This is a genomic window from Kitasatospora sp. NPDC097643 (assembly GCF_040302625.1).
GTDB lineage: Bacteria > Actinomycetota > Actinomycetes > Streptomycetales > Streptomycetaceae > Kitasatospora.
The window spans coordinates 46350-61904 of record NZ_JBEOSA010000002.1; the positions used below are offsets into that span (position 1 = coordinate 46350).

At 69.2% G+C, this 15555-nt stretch carries 14 protein-coding genes; 9 read left to right on the top strand and 5 right to left on the bottom strand.

Annotation, left to right across the window (positions count from 1 at the left end; all coding sequences use genetic code 11):
* Positions 1–6: 6 nt before the first annotated feature.
* Together ABTY15_RS02285 and ABTY15_RS02290 are read right to left on the bottom strand one after the other, a co-directional pair.
* Complete coding sequence (locus ABTY15_RS02285; protein WP_350574692.1) at positions 7–1503, bottom strand: amino acid permease; 1497 nt, start codon at positions 1501–1503, stop codon at positions 7–9.
* Positions 1504–1567: 64 nt separating this feature from the next.
* Positions 1568–2548 (bottom strand): hypothetical protein, encoded by a 981-nt coding sequence (locus ABTY15_RS02290; RefSeq protein WP_350574694.1) that lies wholly within the window; start codon positions 2546–2548, stop codon positions 1568–1570.
* Between the two features lie 249 nt (positions 2549–2797).
* Between ABTY15_RS02290 and ABTY15_RS02295 the strand changes: the two genes are divergently transcribed.
* Positions 2798–4132: a helix-turn-helix domain-containing protein gene (locus ABTY15_RS02295; protein WP_350574696.1), complete on the top strand. Its 1335-nt coding sequence runs from the start codon at positions 2798–2800 to the stop codon at positions 4130–4132.
* On the opposite strand, the gene ABTY15_RS02300 is transcribed toward ABTY15_RS02295, so the two are convergent.
* The 3 genes from ABTY15_RS02300 to ABTY15_RS02310 form a co-directional block, all read right to left on the bottom strand.
* Positions 4110–5726 carry an alpha/beta hydrolase family protein gene (locus ABTY15_RS02300; RefSeq protein WP_350574698.1) on the bottom strand — a complete coding sequence of 539 codons (1617 nt, stop codon included), beginning with the start codon at positions 5724–5726 and terminating at the stop codon, positions 4110–4112. The genes ABTY15_RS02295 and ABTY15_RS02300 overlap by 23 nt on opposite strands.
* 323 nt (positions 5727–6049) lie before the next feature.
* Complete coding sequence (locus ABTY15_RS02305; protein WP_350574699.1) at positions 6050–6733, bottom strand: RibD family protein; 684 nt, start codon at positions 6731–6733, stop codon at positions 6050–6052.
* Between the two features lie 42 nt (positions 6734–6775).
* Positions 6776–8191 carry a helix-turn-helix transcriptional regulator gene (locus ABTY15_RS02310; protein WP_502893402.1) on the bottom strand — a complete coding sequence of 472 codons (1416 nt, stop codon included), beginning with the start codon at positions 8189–8191 and terminating at the stop codon, positions 6776–6778.
* A gap of 184 nt (positions 8192–8375) precedes the next feature.
* On the opposite strand from ABTY15_RS02310, the gene ABTY15_RS02320 reads away from it, so the two are divergent.
* From ABTY15_RS02320 to ABTY15_RS02355, 8 genes are all read left to right on the top strand, one after another.
* Positions 8376–8516 carry a hypothetical protein gene (locus ABTY15_RS02320; protein ID WP_266269138.1) on the top strand — a complete coding sequence of 47 codons (141 nt, stop codon included), beginning with the start codon at positions 8376–8378 and terminating at the stop codon, positions 8514–8516.
* 13 nt (positions 8517–8529) lie between these two features.
* Positions 8530–9720 carry a cupin domain-containing protein gene (locus ABTY15_RS02325; protein ID WP_350574701.1) on the top strand — a complete coding sequence of 397 codons (1191 nt, stop codon included), beginning with the start codon at positions 8530–8532 and terminating at the stop codon, positions 9718–9720.
* Positions 9717–10562 (top strand): aldo/keto reductase, encoded by an 846-nt coding sequence (locus tag ABTY15_RS02330; protein ID WP_350574703.1) that lies wholly within the window; start codon positions 9717–9719, stop codon positions 10560–10562. Before ABTY15_RS02325 ends, ABTY15_RS02330 begins: the two co-directional genes overlap by 4 nt.
* Positions 10543–11391, top strand: a complete 849-nt coding sequence (locus tag ABTY15_RS02335; RefSeq protein ID WP_350574705.1) for a hypothetical protein — start codon at positions 10543–10545, stop codon at positions 11389–11391. The genes ABTY15_RS02330 and ABTY15_RS02335 overlap by 20 nt, the downstream gene beginning before the upstream one ends.
* A 3-nt stretch (positions 11392–11394) precedes the next feature.
* Positions 11395–12225: a hypothetical protein gene (locus tag ABTY15_RS02340; protein ID WP_350574707.1), complete on the top strand. Its 831-nt coding sequence runs from the start codon at positions 11395–11397 to the stop codon at positions 12223–12225.
* A 52-nt stretch (positions 12226–12277) separates the two neighbouring features.
* Complete coding sequence (locus tag ABTY15_RS02345; protein ID WP_350574709.1) at positions 12278–12997, top strand: class I SAM-dependent methyltransferase; 720 nt, start codon at positions 12278–12280, stop codon at positions 12995–12997.
* Between the two features lie 541 nt (positions 12998–13538).
* Positions 13539–14669, top strand: a complete 1131-nt coding sequence (locus tag ABTY15_RS02350) for a radical SAM protein (protein ID WP_350574711.1) — start codon at positions 13539–13541, stop codon at positions 14667–14669.
* On the top strand, positions 14666–15472 hold the full coding sequence (locus ABTY15_RS02355) for an aldo-keto reductase family protein (RefSeq protein WP_350574713.1): 807 nt from the start codon (positions 14666–14668) through the stop codon (positions 15470–15472). The genes ABTY15_RS02350 and ABTY15_RS02355 overlap by 4 nt, the downstream gene beginning before the upstream one ends.
* Positions 15473–15555 lie beyond the last annotated feature (83 nt).

The following is a 15555-nucleotide window of genomic DNA, read 5'->3' on the forward strand; positions in this document are numbered from 1 at the left end:
TTGCCCTCATACGATCTGCGCCTCGACCCGGGCCAGGTAGGGGTCCTCGACGACCGGGACGCTGAACTTCGCGCCGGCCATGCGGTACCAGCCCGCCGCCAGGACGAGGACGACCAGCAGGGTGACGGGGGCGTAGTTGAACGTCTCGACGGTCACCGGGAAGCGCTGCGGCAGGCACACGAGCACCGTCAGTACCACCACCCACGCCACGGCGGCGATCCCGACCGGACGGCTCCAGCGCCCCAGATTCCAAGGCCCCGGGACGAACCGGTCCCCCTGTCGCAACCGCAGGAACACCGGGATGATGTACGACGGTGTCATGCCGATGACGTTCACGGCGGTCACCGCCCCGTAGGCGACCGGCGACCACAGCGAGGGCACCGCCAGGACGAACGCCACCGAGACGGCCAGCCACACCGCTGCCACCGGCACCCCGCCCGGCGACACTCGGCGCCAAGTCGCCGAGCCGGGCAGCGCGCCGTCCCGCGAGAAGGCGTAGATCATCCTGCTCGCCGCGGTGGTCTCGGCCGAGCCGCAGAACAACTGGGCGCCGATCACGACCACCAACAACAGCTTCGCCCCGCCCGTCCCGACCGCGTCCAGGAAAATCTGCGCGGGCGGCACCGCCGCGCCCGCAGTGGCGGAGTAGTCCTGCACCGCAAACAATAGGCCGCCCAGCAGCACGAGCCCGGCCAGCAGCGAGACCCAGATCGACCGGACGATGCCACGCGGCGCGGCCAGGCTCGCGCCCTTCGTCTCCTCCGACATGTGGGCGGAAGCGTCGTACCCGCAGAACGTGTAGCCGGCCAGCAGTAGGCCAACCGCGCTCACGTAGACCGGGTTCGACCAGCCGGTTTCGTTGACGAAGTGACCGAAGACGAAGGCCGCGCTCTGGTGATGGGAGGGGACGATGGCGAGGACGCCGACGATCACCGCCACACCCAGCAGGTGCCACCACACTGAGATGCCATTGAGCAGGCTCACTACGTTGACGGCGAAGACGTTCAGCAGGGCGTGGAGCACCAGAACGCCCGCGAAGATCGCCAGGATCAGGCCCGGTGTCGGCTCGACACCCCATTGCAGCCCGGCGAACGCCGCGATGAACGAGGCGGCGCCGTAGTCGATGCCGGCGATCCCGCCTAGCAGACCCAGCAGGTTCAGCCAGCCCGTTGCCCATCCCCAGCGCGGGCCGCCGAGGCGCTGGGCCATGTAGTAGAGGCCGCCGGACGTGGGGTAGGCGCTGGTGACTTCGGCCAGGGCCATGCCGACGAGGAGCACGGCCAGGCCGACGCCGACCCAGCCCCACATCATCACGGCCGGACCGCCGGTGACCAACCCGAATCCGAACAACGTCATGCAGCCGCTGAGCACTGAGATGACCGAGAAGCTGACGGCGAAGTTGCCGAAGGGGCCCATCCGGCGGACCAGTTCGGGCTCGTAGCCCAACGACCGCAGATGGTCGTCGTCCCCGCGGGTGGGAGCGGAGCGGTGGGACCGTTGCACTGTGAGACCTCCGTAGGAAGATGCGGCATGCGGGTGCCCGAGCGGGCGGCCAGGCGGAGAGGCGTCAGCGGGAGGCGGCGAACGACTGGGCCATGGCCTGGCGGAGCAGTTCGTTCGGCCGGTCCGTCAGGCTCACCCAGGGCTGAGAGGACACGAACGGGGTTAGGGCCGCGAACACCTCGGCGGCCTGCTGGCGTTGGCGGGTCGCCCAGAGCGCGTGAGCGAGGTGGTTCTCATCCACGACCGGCCACCTGCCCTTCTTGCCGGGCGCGGCCTGCCAGTGCTCATAGGCACGAAGCACCGTGGCGCGGACCGTTTCCTCATCCGTCCACTGGAGTTGGACCGCCTCCTTGCGCTCCGCCCGGTGGTAGCGCTCGACGTACAAGTGCAGCGGGAGGGCGTGAAGCGGTGAGCCGGTGGGCGCGCCGGGCAGATAGGTCGCCAGGAAGCTGGTCGCCGCGCCGCCTTCGCCGCGGGCGAGCCAGAAGCGGAGCATGCGGTGGAACGCCTCCCTGTTCCACGGGTCCGTTCGCCGGGCTTGGTCGAGCAGACCCCACGGGCCGGGCGGGAGCATCTGGTCGGGGGCCCCAACCCGATGCTCAGGACGGGTCTGGGCGAGGTCAAGCTGCGCGAGGGCGAGAAGGCTGATCCACGGCACGGGGTCGGCGGCGAGAGTGGAAGCCGCTCGCCAGCACCATTGCCGGGCCGAGTGCTCGAGGACGGCCAGCTCCCGCGGGTCGGCCCGCTGCTGCCGGACCATGAGGGCCAACTCGACAGCGGCACGGGCCTGAAGCGTGACCAGGCCGAAGCCGTTCGGCTCCTCGGCCGTCCAATGCTCAAGGATGTCTGTGCGGGCCGAGACCGCGCCGAGCGCCTGAGTGCGAGAAGTCCACAACGCTGGGTCGCCCCAGGTCCGGGCAAGCAGCGTCCGGGCCGACATCCACCGCCCGAGTTGAAGCTCCTCCACCGCTCCCCGGAGATCACCATCGTGTCCCGCCGGGTGCTGGACAAGCTGTCCCGACTGAGAGACGGATGCGGTGTCCATTGGCGGTCCTTCCTAGAGGGGATGCGGGCAGCGCGCAGAGCGAGGGCGAAAGGCCAAATGGGGTGAAAGCGCGGCGTCGAAGCGAGAACTGGCCAGTCAGGAATGCCAACTTTCTTCGGCGGGTCATACAGAAGCAGCACGAACTGGCGGTGAACACGGCAAACTTGATGCGTAGTTGAGGCGCAGGTGATGCAAAGAGCGCTCTGGCCTGCATCTCTTCGGGCGTCAGGAAACTTGGGATGTTTGCCTATGGCTGTACGGAAGCGGTCAGCGCTCGCAGCGCGGCGGGCGGCGGCGGGCTACACGCAGGAGAGCTTCGCTGCTGCGATGTGCCTGGACCGCACCACCGTGGGCCGGTGGGAGCTAGGTAAGAGCGAGCCGCAGACCTGGCAGCGGCCGAAGTTGACGGAGGTGCTCGGTGTAACCCCTGGTCAACTGGACGAGATCCTGAGGCAGACCCAGGAGCAGGCGGAGAGGTCTGCTGGTTCTGCAACGAAGGATCCGGTCGGGAAGCTGGCGCCGCGTCCCTCGGCGCCCACTGAGGCGACCGGTGTGCGGCTCGACATCGGGGCTCCCCAGATCAGCGACTGGGCCGCCGTCTACGCGACGCCACCTGCCGATCTGCAGGAACGGAGGCTGTGGGTCACCGACGAGGAAGTGGGTGTCGCCGCAGGCATGCTCGCGATGTTCCGCCAACTCGATCACACTCACGGTGCCCGGTCGTTCGCGCCCCAGGTCAGGTCCTACATCGCCGGTGAACTCGACTCACTGCTTGCCCGTCCCGCAGCCGACGAGCGGGTCGCGCGCCATCGCGCCCGGGTTACCGTCGGCTTCCTCGAACTCGCCGGCTACCAGGCCGTCGACACCGGGAGCCCGGCGCAGGCGCAGGCGTACTACCAGCGGGCACTGGCATTGACCACAGCCACGAACGACCAGGCGTACGGCGCCTACCTGGTGGCCGTGAACCTGGGCCACCTCGCCTTGCACTGTGACGAGCCACAGACAGCTCTGCGGTGGGCGTCCTCGGCTCACGCTGCGGCAGGCACTGCGACGAGCCCCGCGACCAGGTCGGCCATCACCGCAGTGGTCGCGCGCGCGAACGCCCGACTGGGCCGGGAGAGCGAGGCTACCAAGCTGATCCTGCAAGCCGAGGAGCTGCTCGGCACGGCGAATCCGCAGGAAGAACCCGACTGGATCCGCTACTTCACGCCCGCCTACCTGGCGGACGAGGTAGCGCACTGCTGGCACGACCTCGGCCGCGCCCCGGCCGCGAGGACCCAGCTGGCGGAGGCGCTCGACGGCGTCGGCCGGGACAAGGTCCGCCGCCTCGCCATCGACGCTGCGCTTCTCGCCTCCACCTGGCTCCGCACCGGTGACCTCGATCTGGCGTGCGCGACCGGCCTGGACGCCGTGGCGTACGCGGCCAGGACAGGCTCGGGACGGTGCGTGGAGCGCGTGGCCGGCGTCCTCGCCGAACTCGACGCCCACGCCGGTTACGCCCCTGTCCAGGATCTCCGCGAGTACACCCGGGCAGTCCTGCCGGAGGCGGACCGGCTCGCGCTCACGATGGCCCGCGGTGCATGATCCGCCGGTAGAACGCGATCTCCGCCTGGAGGGACTGCTCGCGTGACACAGGGTCCGAGAGGTAGTGGTCGCCGCCTTCGAGGAGGAGGCGCTGGTGTGCGCTGCTGGACCCGGCGAGCTGGTCGGCGAGCCGCATGGCGTCCTCGGCAGAGGTGATGGTGTCGGCCGATCCGTGGATCAGCAGGACAGGGATCTTCACGCGCTCGGGCCGTACCGCACCGGCGGGCCCCGCCAGGACGGCGGCGTGCGGGCGCTGGAACGGGGGCACCGACCGCTCCCACCGAGCGGGGTCGATGATGGCGGACGTCGCTGTCGCCCCGGAGAAAGGTCCAGGCCGGCAGGCCGCCTGGAGCGCGGTGTAGCCGCCGGCGCTGGCGCCGCTGATGAACACCGCATCGGCCGTCGCCACGCCGGCCCTGACGAGGTGCTCGGCGACGGTCGCGCAGTCCTCGACGTCGTAGTCACCCCAGTGGCCGTGCAGGGACTGCCGGAACGCGCGGCCCTGGCCTGTGCTGCCCCGGTACAGGACCTCGGCGACCGAGAACCCGTGGCTGACGAAGAACTGGGTGGTCCAGTCGAGACGCAGCGGGACGTCGTCGGTCGGCCCGGGATGGGCTCGGACGAGCAGTGGTCCCGGCTGCCGGTCGTGGGAGCGGTGTAGCAGATACCGCAGCGCGCCGTGCGCCGAAGTCACTGTCTCCACGGATGGCGGCAGCACGGCCCAGGGTGCGGGCTGGTGGCCTTCCCCGCCGACCGGGCGGGCGCCGCAGGGCGCGGAGGTGAGGTCGGCGGCCCAGACGGACGGCGGCCGGCTCGGGGTCGACCCGATCACGGCCGCGGTTTCACCGGAGACGGCCACGTAGGGCTTGATGGACGTGAGGTTCGAGGCGAGCCGACGCCTTACCGTGCCGTCGACCAGCAGCAGCTCGCTGCGGATGCCGTCGCTCGTGGTCAGGACGATTCCGCCGGACGAGGTGAAGCCGTACGACTGGTAGCCGCCCTCCCACGGCGCTGGCGCGCAGTCCGCGTCGACCTGCGCGATGGCCTCGACGACACCGTCGCGGAAGCGGTGAAGATTCAACCAGCCCGTGCGGTCGGACATGAAGTAGAGCGAGCCGCCCGGACCCCACAACGGCTGCACCACCGACTCGGTGGGGCTGCCCGCCACCACGGTGGCCAGACTCGACCGGCCTGGCCGGGCATCGGTCAGCAGGAGCCGGGAGCCGTCCCATGGCATTTCGTCGCGATTCCACTCCAGGTAGGCGAGGACACCACCTTCGAGTCGCGGCGCGGCCAGGAATCCGGACGACCGGACCAGCACGCGGACATCCCCGGACCGGGAGACGGAGACGATCTCGTCGGCGGCCTCTCCGCCGCGGACCGCCAGAAGGAGGCTATCGGCGGCGAGGGCGAGCTCCCCGAACTGGACATCCCTTCCGCCGACAGCGACTCGTACCGGGGGCCCGTCCGCGCCGAGACCGAAGACGGATCGACCGTCGTCGCCGACGAACCACACCGTGTCCGGGCCGACCACGAAGGTGCCGCCGCCGTAGGCGTGGAGCTGACCGCCGACCGGGACCTGCGGTGAGGTCACGGCGCGGCCCGGTCCGGTGGAGCTCGACCGCATGATCCGGCGCACGCCGCCGTGGTTCGGATCGGACTGCAACCACCAGAGAGAGCCTTGCGCGAACCGGAGCTCATCGAACGCCACGAGTTTCTGAGCCACCCACGCGGGCGAAAGCCCGATGCTGCCCTTGATGGTCATGCGGTCCTCCCGGCCGTCGCTGCCCGCCCCGCCGTAGGCTATCCGCCCGCCGGATGGCACGACCCACATGCGCAAGCCACTGCAGCCCCGGGCGAATCCCGGGGCTGATCTCCGGCGGTTGAGCGCACTCTACGGGCAGGATTTCGGCCAGGTCAGGCGGTCTGAGCCTTCGGTGCGTAGCGCAGGACGACGACATCCCCGAGGGTCTGGACGCCGAGCAACATCATCCGGTGGGTGCTGCCGCCGGGGTAGTCGGCGGGGTGGAGGAAGCGCGGTGCGGCAGCGTCACCGACGAGCAGCGGGGCGATGGCGAGGTGGATCTCGTCCACCAGCCCCTGGGAGAGGAACTGGGTGTGGATCTGCCCGCCGCCCTCGACCATGAGGCGTTCGACGCCGCGGGCGGCGAGATCGTCGAGGAGCGCACTGAAGTCGACGGTGGGGCCGGTGCTGACGACGTCGGCCAGGCCGTCGAGCGTTTCGCGCAGCTTCGGCGCGGAGGCGTCGGTGGTGTAGACGACTTTCTTGTCGCCGAAGTGCCAGAACTTCAGGTCGCGGCTCAGGTCCCCACTGGCGGAGATGGTGACCTTGAGCGGGTACTCGGGCTTGCCGGCGGTTACCCGATCGGCGCGGCGCTTCTCACTGTTCACGAGCAGGCGGGGGTTGTCGCGGCGGAGGGTGTTGCCGCCGATGAGGATGGCGTCGGAGGCAGCGCGGACCTGGTCGACTCGATCGAAGTCCTCGGTGTTCGACAGCAGGAGACGCTCGGGCGAGGTGTCGTCGATGTGGCCGTCGACGGAGGTGGCAACACTCAGAAGGACGAAGGGGCGGGAGGACATCGGCGGTCCGTTCTCTCAGCGAGCGGGAGCGGTCAGTGTTGATCACACTTCATGGAGCAGGTGGCTGTCGAGTGCCTGCCGGAACCGGGCCACCTCGGGTACGTGCCGCCACTTTCGCATCCGCCCGTCGAGGCTGGCCAGTTCGCTGAAGATCCGGGAGGACCCGGTGCTCGCGGCGATCAACAACGCCGCGTGCGCGGTTGTGGCTGCTTGCTCCGGGCCTTGTGCGGCCAGCTGAGAGATGGTCAAGCGGGCGAGATAGACGCCGCGGTCTCGGCGGTAGTTGGCCGGCAGGGAACGGATCGCCCGTTCGAAGCCGAGCACTGCCTCGTGATGGCGGCCGAGCAGCGACAACGAGCGTGCGCGCTGAGCCTCGATGTACGCCGCGTCCAGCCATCGACCTCGGCCGTCGGGAGCCTCGGGCGGCCGAGCGAGCAGGGCCAGCGCCTGGTCGAAGGTACGTTGGGAGGTCAACTCGTCGCCGAGAAGCGCGTGGCCATGGGCGCCGTAGACCGCTCCCATGGCACTCAAGCGGCTCCCGGGCCGTGCCAGACGTTGCGCGTAGGCCGCGAGGTCGATGGCTTCGACCGAATCCAGCATGTCACCGGCGAGTTGGGCCTTCCTGGCCGTGATGTAGGCGACAAGGTCCCGGTCTCCGCAGGCGTTCGCCCAGTCGACGGCACGGTCCGCCCAGTACTGGGCGGCGCGGTGGTCGCCGCTGTCCTGATACAGCCAGCTGCAGAATTCGGCGTATTCGGCCTGTACTTGAAGCAGACTCTGCCGGTCCTGGCCCGAAGCCTCACGGCGAAGATGCTGGATGAGGCGCACGTGCTCCTGAGCCGTCGTGACGACTTCGCGGGGTCCGAGCATGTTGTCGCACTCGACCAGAGACCTGCGGAGCGACCTCATGCTTTCGACCGGGTGGACGTCCGTGGACAGGACGGGCGGGAGTGCCTGGACCTCGGGCACCGCGAGACCGGACAAGAGCGTGACGCCAGCGGCGGCCGTGACGCCGCGAAGAAGGGCCCGACGCGGCATGCTCACGAAGATGATCCTCCCATCCGAGGTACGGCAGCCAACCCGGACGCTGCCGTCCATGAGCGCCATGGTCGCGGCACCAACTGCCGTAGTGGTCACACCACCTTCAAGGTCGGGCTTGTCCGGAGCCTGCCGCTGGACCCACTGTCTGCCGTCGTCAGGCAGCGATGCTTCTCGCGCGGTCGCCGGCCCATCGGCCTGGGCGGCTGGCTCGGGAGGACCCAGGAGCACAGCGAGGTCATTGTGACTGGTGCTCAGCAACGTAGAGAGCTTCGGTATCTGCCACGGGCGAGGGAGGCCAGTGCCGCGCTCCCACCTGCCTACCGTCGTCCGGTCGACTCCCATTGCAGCTGCCAGGGTCTCCTGGGTGTAACCCGCGCTCGCTCGCAACGCGATGAACCGCTCTCGTCGTGCACCCATCACCCACCCCCCAAGATCTACTGGAAGATCCGCCGACGCTCGAAGCTGCCAGGCCAGCCGCCGGTTTGCCTCACGAATGCATCATCGATGCATCAATTCTGCTCTGTTCAGAAGCCGTTCGCAGCGATTCTCTTGGTCTCGCCGGACAGACCGGCGAGCACCAGAGAGAAGGAAGGTCAACGGCATGGAGATCACCACGCCCGCTGTTCCTGAGGACGACGGGGGCGGCCTCGTGGTCGCCGCCCGCAGCATCCGCGCGGCGCGTTCGCGGGCCGACGTGCCGTCCGACAACACCGGTGGCCGTTCCGACCAGAACGACACCTGAGAGACCGCCCACGATGCATGAGACCGCCTCGTGGGCGGTGCGCCTGGGTGGGGACCAGTTCCTCACCCAGGCGCTCCACCGCTCCTACACCGTGATCCCCGCCGAGGGCACCAACACCGCCCCCCTCCTGTCCTGGGACGACCTGAACACCATCCTCGCCACCCACCGCATCGACCCGCCGCGGCTGCGGCTGTCGAACGACGGGCAGACCGTCCCCGTCGGCCGGTACTCGACGCCGGCGACCAACCGGCGCGGGGTGACCTGGAACCGGCTGCACCCTGCGCAGCTGCACGCTCAGCTAGCCGAGGGCGCCTCGCTCGTGGTGGACGCGATCGACGAGATCCACCCGCCGATCCGCGCCGCCGCTGAGGCGTTGGAGCGCTTCATCGGCACGCCCGTGCAGACCAACCTCTACGCTTCCTGGACGGAGAAGGAGGGCTTCGGCCGGCACTGGGACGATCACGACGTGATCGTGGTCCAGCAGTACGGGGCGAAACGTTGGCGGCTGTGGCAGCCCACCCGGCAGGCCCCGACCTTCCGCGACGTCGACTCCCCGCAGGAACCCGAGGGCGAACCGGTCGCGGACTTCGTCCTCCACCCGGGCGACGTCCTGTACCTGCCGCGCGGCTGGTGGCACAGCGTCACTGCTGACCAGGGCAGCGAGTCGCTGCACCTCACCTTCGGACTCGTCGCCCAGACCGGCGCCACGCTCCTGGGCTGGCTGGTCGACGAGCTGCACGAGAGCGCCGCCGTGCGAAAGGACGTGCCGCTCCACGCCGGACCGGACGAGAAAGCCGGGTACCTGGCCGATCTGAGGGCTGCGGTGCTCACCGCACTGTCGGACCCCGACCTCATCGACCGCTGGGCCACGGCCTCCGGCACCACCCACTTCGGCCGACCGGCCCCGTCCCTGCCCTTCGTGGACACGCTCCCCGCGGATCCGGAGATCAAGGTGCGGATCACCTCCCCACGCGCCGAACTCACCAGCGACTCCACCGCCCGGACCGTCACCCTGTCCGCCGCCGGAACCGCGTGGGACTTCTCCGCGCCGGTCGGGCCGGTTCTGCAGGCCCTGCTGACCGGAGACCCGGTCAGCATCGGGGAACTCGCCGAAGCCGCTTGCCTGGAGGTCAAGGACGTGGCCAGCGTCCTCACCGTCCTCCTTCAAGGCCAGGTCCTCGCCGCGGTCGGGGTCGGCCGGTGAGCCCGGACCTCGGCCTGGGGACCTACCGGGTGCGCGCCGCCGGCGAAGCGGCGCGCACCGCCCTCACAGTCGGCGCGAAGTGGATCGACACCGCCCCCAACTATGGCCACGGCCGGGCACACCACGACCTGGCCCCCGTGCTCGCCGAGCACCCGACCGTCAAGGTGACGACGAAGACCGGCTTCTACCCGGACGGCCGCCACAGCCTCGCCCCCGCCGACGTCCGCGCCCAGACCGAGGACTCGCTCGCCGCCCTCGGTCGTGCCGACATCGTCTTCGTCCACAACCCCGAACGGTCCGCCCACGACCGCCAGCAGCTGCACCACAACCTCCGCGCCGCGTTCGCCGTGCTGGAGGAGTTCGCGCAGGCCGGCCGTATCGGGGGGTACGGCGTCGCCACCTGGGCCGGCTTCACCAACCAGGCGTTCACCATCGCCGAACTGATCGCGCTCGCCGGCGAAGCAGCCGGTACGGCGAATCACCACCTTGCGGGCATCCAGCTGCCGGTCAGCCTCGTCATGGCCGAGCCCATCACCCAGGCCCTCGACGGAAGCGGGCCGCTCGTCCACGCGCGCGATGCCGGGATTACGACGTTCGCCTCCGCACCCCTGCACGGAGGCGAACTGCCGGGCCTGATGACACCCGAACTGGTGAACCTCATCCAACCGGGATCGACCCCGCACGCCGCCGCGTTCCAGCTCATCGGTGCCTGCCCCGCGCTGAACGTCGTCCTCACCTCGACCAGCACCCTCCAGCACTGGGAGGATGCCCGGGACGCCCTCGCCCAGCCGATCCCCGACGCACGACTCAGGACGGTGCTCGATGTCCTTTCAGCCGAATGACGACACCCGGCACGACCTGACGGCAGCCCACCAGAAGGCCGCCGGATTCCTCGGCCTGGTGTGCACCGGACCGCAGGTCTTCGGCACCTCCGGAACCACGGTCGGCCGCCGGGCCGAGAACGTCTGGCTCCGGGTCTCCAGAAGCAGCCGTCTCCGGGCGCCCCGGCCGACCGGCCAGGGCGCCCTCGGCGCTGAACAGCTCGTACCCGCCTCCGTCCCGCGCCCCCGGCTCCACGACACCGTCGACTGGACCGACTCCGGCTGGTTCTACCAGGCCGACGTCTTCGACCTGGTCGGTCCCGCGATCTCCTCGACCCCGGACCTCCGCGCCGACCCCGGACTGGACGACAGCTGGTGGACCGGGCTGCGGCACGCGCTGGACGGCATCGCGGAAGCACCGAGCACCAAGATCACCCTGCGCCAGACCTGGGTCGAAGAGGTCTTCCCGAAGTACCTCGGCATCCCGGCCCCAGCCGAAATCGAGCGGACCACCGGGCACGGTGATCTCCAGTGGGCCAACCTGACCACCCAGCCGCTCAAGATCCTCGACTGGGAACGCTGGGGTCAGGTGCCGGTGGGCTACGACTCGGCGGTCCTGTGGGTCAGCAGCCTCCTCGTGCCCGCCGTCGCGGACCGGATCCGTACGGAGTTCGCCGACATCCTCGACACCCCGGCCGGCCGCGTGGGGCAGCTGATCGCCATTGCGGAGATGCTCCAGGCCGTTGATCGCGGGTACTACCCAGAACTCGCCCCGCTCCTCGCCGAGCGGGCACGTGGCCTGACCGGTGTTACCCCGCCGCAGGGCACCGACGCCGGCCTCGTCCGGTAGACCGTGGACCTCCGGCAGGAGCCCGTCGATCACATCCTAAGCCAGGTGGAGCAGCACCTCGGCACGAGGCTGGACCGGCGAAGCGTGGTGCGTAAGCGCCGTACGGTCGGAGCTGGCACCGACCGCGGCACCTGGGCCCGGGTCGAACGCCGCCCCTGGGCGCGGGCGCGGGAACAGGGCTGGGGCGGATTCGAAGCCGCCGCGGTGTTGGCCGGCGTGGCGATGCCACGCTGGCTTGGGTCGACGACATGGCAGGACCCGGACGACCAGGCGATCTGGCACGCGGACGAGACCTCGCTGCTGCCCGAACGCCCGGTCGGAGCCGCGGTGGTGTCCGTCGACCCGGAACTGCCGGACGATTGGTGGCGCTCGCTGAACGCCTCGCTGGAAGAGCTGGCCCTTCAACGAACGGCCCGCGTGGCGGCCCCGGACACCGAACAGATCACGCAGCAGCTGGTCGACGACACCATCAAGGCCGCCTTCCCCGGAGCGCACGAAACTCGGGTGGACCAGTGGTGCCCTGCTCACGCCGATCTGAACTGGGCGAACCTCACCGGCCCTCGTGCGTTCTGCATGTTCGACTGGGAGGACTGGGGGATGGCGCCTCGCGGACTCGACTCGGCGTCGCTGTACGCCGCCTCTCTCGCCGTACCGGCGCTCGCGGACCGGGTACGCAGGGAGCGCCGGGCAGACCTTGAGAGCCGCGACGGGGTGGTGATGCAGCTGTTCGTGCTGGCGAAGATCGTCGGACCACATGCCGGTCCGAACGACCCCCGAATGGGGCCGGCGCACCGGGAGGCCGCGCGACTGATCCACGCTCTTCAAGGGGACTGAACGTCACCCTGGCTGCAAGACGCCAACGTCAGCGAATAGGGAAGGAGAACGCATGGATCCCACCGCGCGCCGTCCGGTCGGCCACGACGCCGAGGACATCGCGAGCGCGAAGGAGCGAGGCTGGAACGACCTGGCACCCATCGACGACGCCTACCAGGCGGGCGAGATCACGGCCACCGAGTGGCACGCCGCCGTCCTGGGCGTCATCGAACCGGCCTACCTTAACGGCGACAACCCGCGGGCCCAGTCCGGCCACAGCGGTGACGAGGCCCGCTGGCGAGAAGCCCGCGGCCTGCTCGTCGACCTGCTCCCGCCCCATGGTGGGACGTTCCTCGACATCGGATGCGCCAACGGCCACCTGATGGAGAGCCTGACCGACTGGGCGGCCGAGGCCGGAATCATCATCGAGCCCTACGGGGTGGAGATCTCCACCGCCCTCGCCGCCCTCGCCCGTACCCGCTGCCCGAAGTGGGCGCGTCGAATCTGGACCGCCAACGCGATGGGCTGGAAGCCTCCAGGCCGCTTCGACGCCGTTCGCACCGGTGTGGACTACGTGCCGACGGATCTGCGTGGAACGTACGTAGCCCACCTGATGGACCATGTCGTCGCCCCGGGCGGCCGATTGATCATCGGCGTCTACAACGAGGAACGAGACCAGTCCACGACGGTGGACCTGCTGCGGTCCTGCGGCTACACCCCGGCCGGTGCCACCACAAGAGACCACCGGCACCCCAAGATCCAATACAAGGGTCTGTGGCTGGCCAACGCTTGAGTAAGCGCACCGCTGCCGGCGCCGGGGCACGCGCCCTCCAGCGCCCTGATTGGCAGCGTGCTCTTCTCGGCAGGCCGGTGCCGTCGGCGAACAGCCAGACACCGCGCGTAACGCTGGCACGGAGGCCAGAGCCTGGCCTATATCGGTGTCGAACTCGCTGTCTTCGTGAATGCCAGTTGGGCCTATGGGCGTAACGTCATCGCGCCCTGGTGGCTCGTAGCAATAGGCGGGACGACCAGCATTCACCTCCCTCGGTAGACCCCGATCCGGGTCCCGCCGTCGCTAGCCGTGCGGTGAGACTCGGCTCCGCGCTGCGATCCGCGCTGGAGCCAGGCAACCCCCACCGGATACGTCTCGGGACGTTCCCAGAACGTCCCGAAACGTGGTTGGAAGGAACCCAGTAGACCCGCCAGAATCGGGCGAATTCTCCATTCTGGCGGCGCAAGGTGCTCGCAGCCTGAAGAACAGCGCCCACTTCTGGAACCGGCTCAATTCGCGCAGCTCTCTTCCTGGAACTTATTCCCCTGAAAGGCAGATGCCCGTGAAGCACGAAGCCAGGCAGACATCCCTGAAGGTGATGGACAACCGGTACTCGCCCGGCATGCGCAAATGGAACCTCCGGTTCGGCATCACGTCCCGCTGCAATATCCGCTGCCAGTACTGCCTGCCGGAAGGGAAGCAGGGAGTCATCGTTCAGCCTTCGCTGGAGGAGGCGATCGAGGTCCTGCAGGCCGGCTACGACATCGGCTTCCGGCGGGTCCACTACACCGGTGGAGAGCCGACCGTGAGGCGCGACTTCGTGGATCTGCTGCGCGCCGGCAAGGAGATCGGCTACGACCAGCAGATCGTCACGACCAACGGCTACCGCCTGCACCACTTCATCGAGGAGGCGGTCGACGCCGGCCTGACCCGGGCGATCGTCAGCATCGACACCCTGGATGAGCAGCGCAATCTGCTGATCACCCGCCGCGGCTTTCACAGTGACACCCTGCGCAGCATCGAGCGTTCGGTCGAGCTGCTGCCGACCCTGACGAAGATCTCGTGCGTGACGATGCGCGACACCCTCCACGAGCTGCCCGCCTTCATCGACTACGCCCGTCAGCTGAACAACAGCGGAGGAGCGGGCCAGCTGGCGATCAAGCTGAACCAGTTCTTCCCCTCGAACCCCGCCCAACTCGGCGCTGAGGGCGAGGCATTCTGGAAGAACCAGTTCGTGGAGGAGCAGGCAATCCTCGAAGCGCTCGCAAAAGCGGGTGAGCTGCGGTCGGTGCGGCGGGAGTCGATCGAGGGCGACAACCCGAGCTACAACTACTACGAGATCGGTGACACGGGGGTGAAGGTCGCGGTGCTCGCGATGTTCTCCTGGGACTACCCGTGCGGCGGCTGCTGGAAGCTGCGGATCAGCCCGAACGGGATGACGACGGTCTGCATCAGCCAGAAGAACCCCCCAGTCCTCTGGGGGATGTCCCTGGACGAGAAGCGTGAGACGTTCAAGCGGCTGACCGGCTACCGCGACAGCGAGCAGTTCGACATCGACAACCCGAACCGCAAGCACTACCGCGACCAGCTCGGCGAGCTGCGGTTCGACAAGGTCGTCGGCGAACAGAAGTCGATCGCGCACTTCCGCACCATCTTGACCCGCGAGGCGCTGGAAGCACGGGGCGAGATGTGACGGGCCTAGAGCGCCTGTGCTTCGGCACCTCGACGTTCGTCGCCGGCCGTCTGCTGCCCGGCAAGGACTCCCGGCCCGGACTGGAAGCGCTGCGTACCGCGCTGAAGGCTGGGGTCCGCACGATCCACTCCAACCCGCATCTCGGCACGCAGTGGGCGGTGCGGGAGGTGCTGGACGAGGTCGGCCCCGTTGCCGGGCTCCGCCACCTGGTCAAGGCGGAGTGCCCGCTGCGGGGGGATCTCGAGGCGCGCATCAATACGGCCATCGAGATGTCCACCGGCCAGCTGGGCATCGCCCGGATCGACGCGGTAGTCCTCCAGGTTGACCTCAAGCGCACCGAGCGGGCCGAACTTCTCAACGACCACAAGGCGTTGAGGGATTTCTACCGGCATGGCTCCCGGGTCGCGTTCGCTTCCGGGCGGATCAGCGCGGTCTACGCCTACTGCCACGGCCCGGCCGCGGTCTGTGCCGCGCTTCGCGAGGAGTCGATCACGGCCGTCGCCGCCCAGTACCACCTCGCCTCACCCTGGCCGATTTCCCACCTGGCCCAGATCTCGCAGGCCGGCCGCAGCTTCGTCGGGATGTCGCCGCTCAACCGCGGCGCCCTGATCGACCCGCTCGCCCGCAGCGCCAGCACCAGACTCCGTCCTCTCACATGGGCGCTACGTGATCCGCGTGTGAAGACCATCGCCATCACCATGTCCTCACCGAAGCACGTCAACGAAGTGCTCGACACCGTCCGGAACTCGCAACGCTCAAGGCCCTCCGGTCCCCGCACTGGACTCAAGGAGGCCCTCCTGTGATGGACCTCGCCCTGCCACGAACGGCCCCCGAGAGCCACGTCCAGGCCGACAGCGTGACCCTCGCCTTCAGAGCCCTGCGCCCG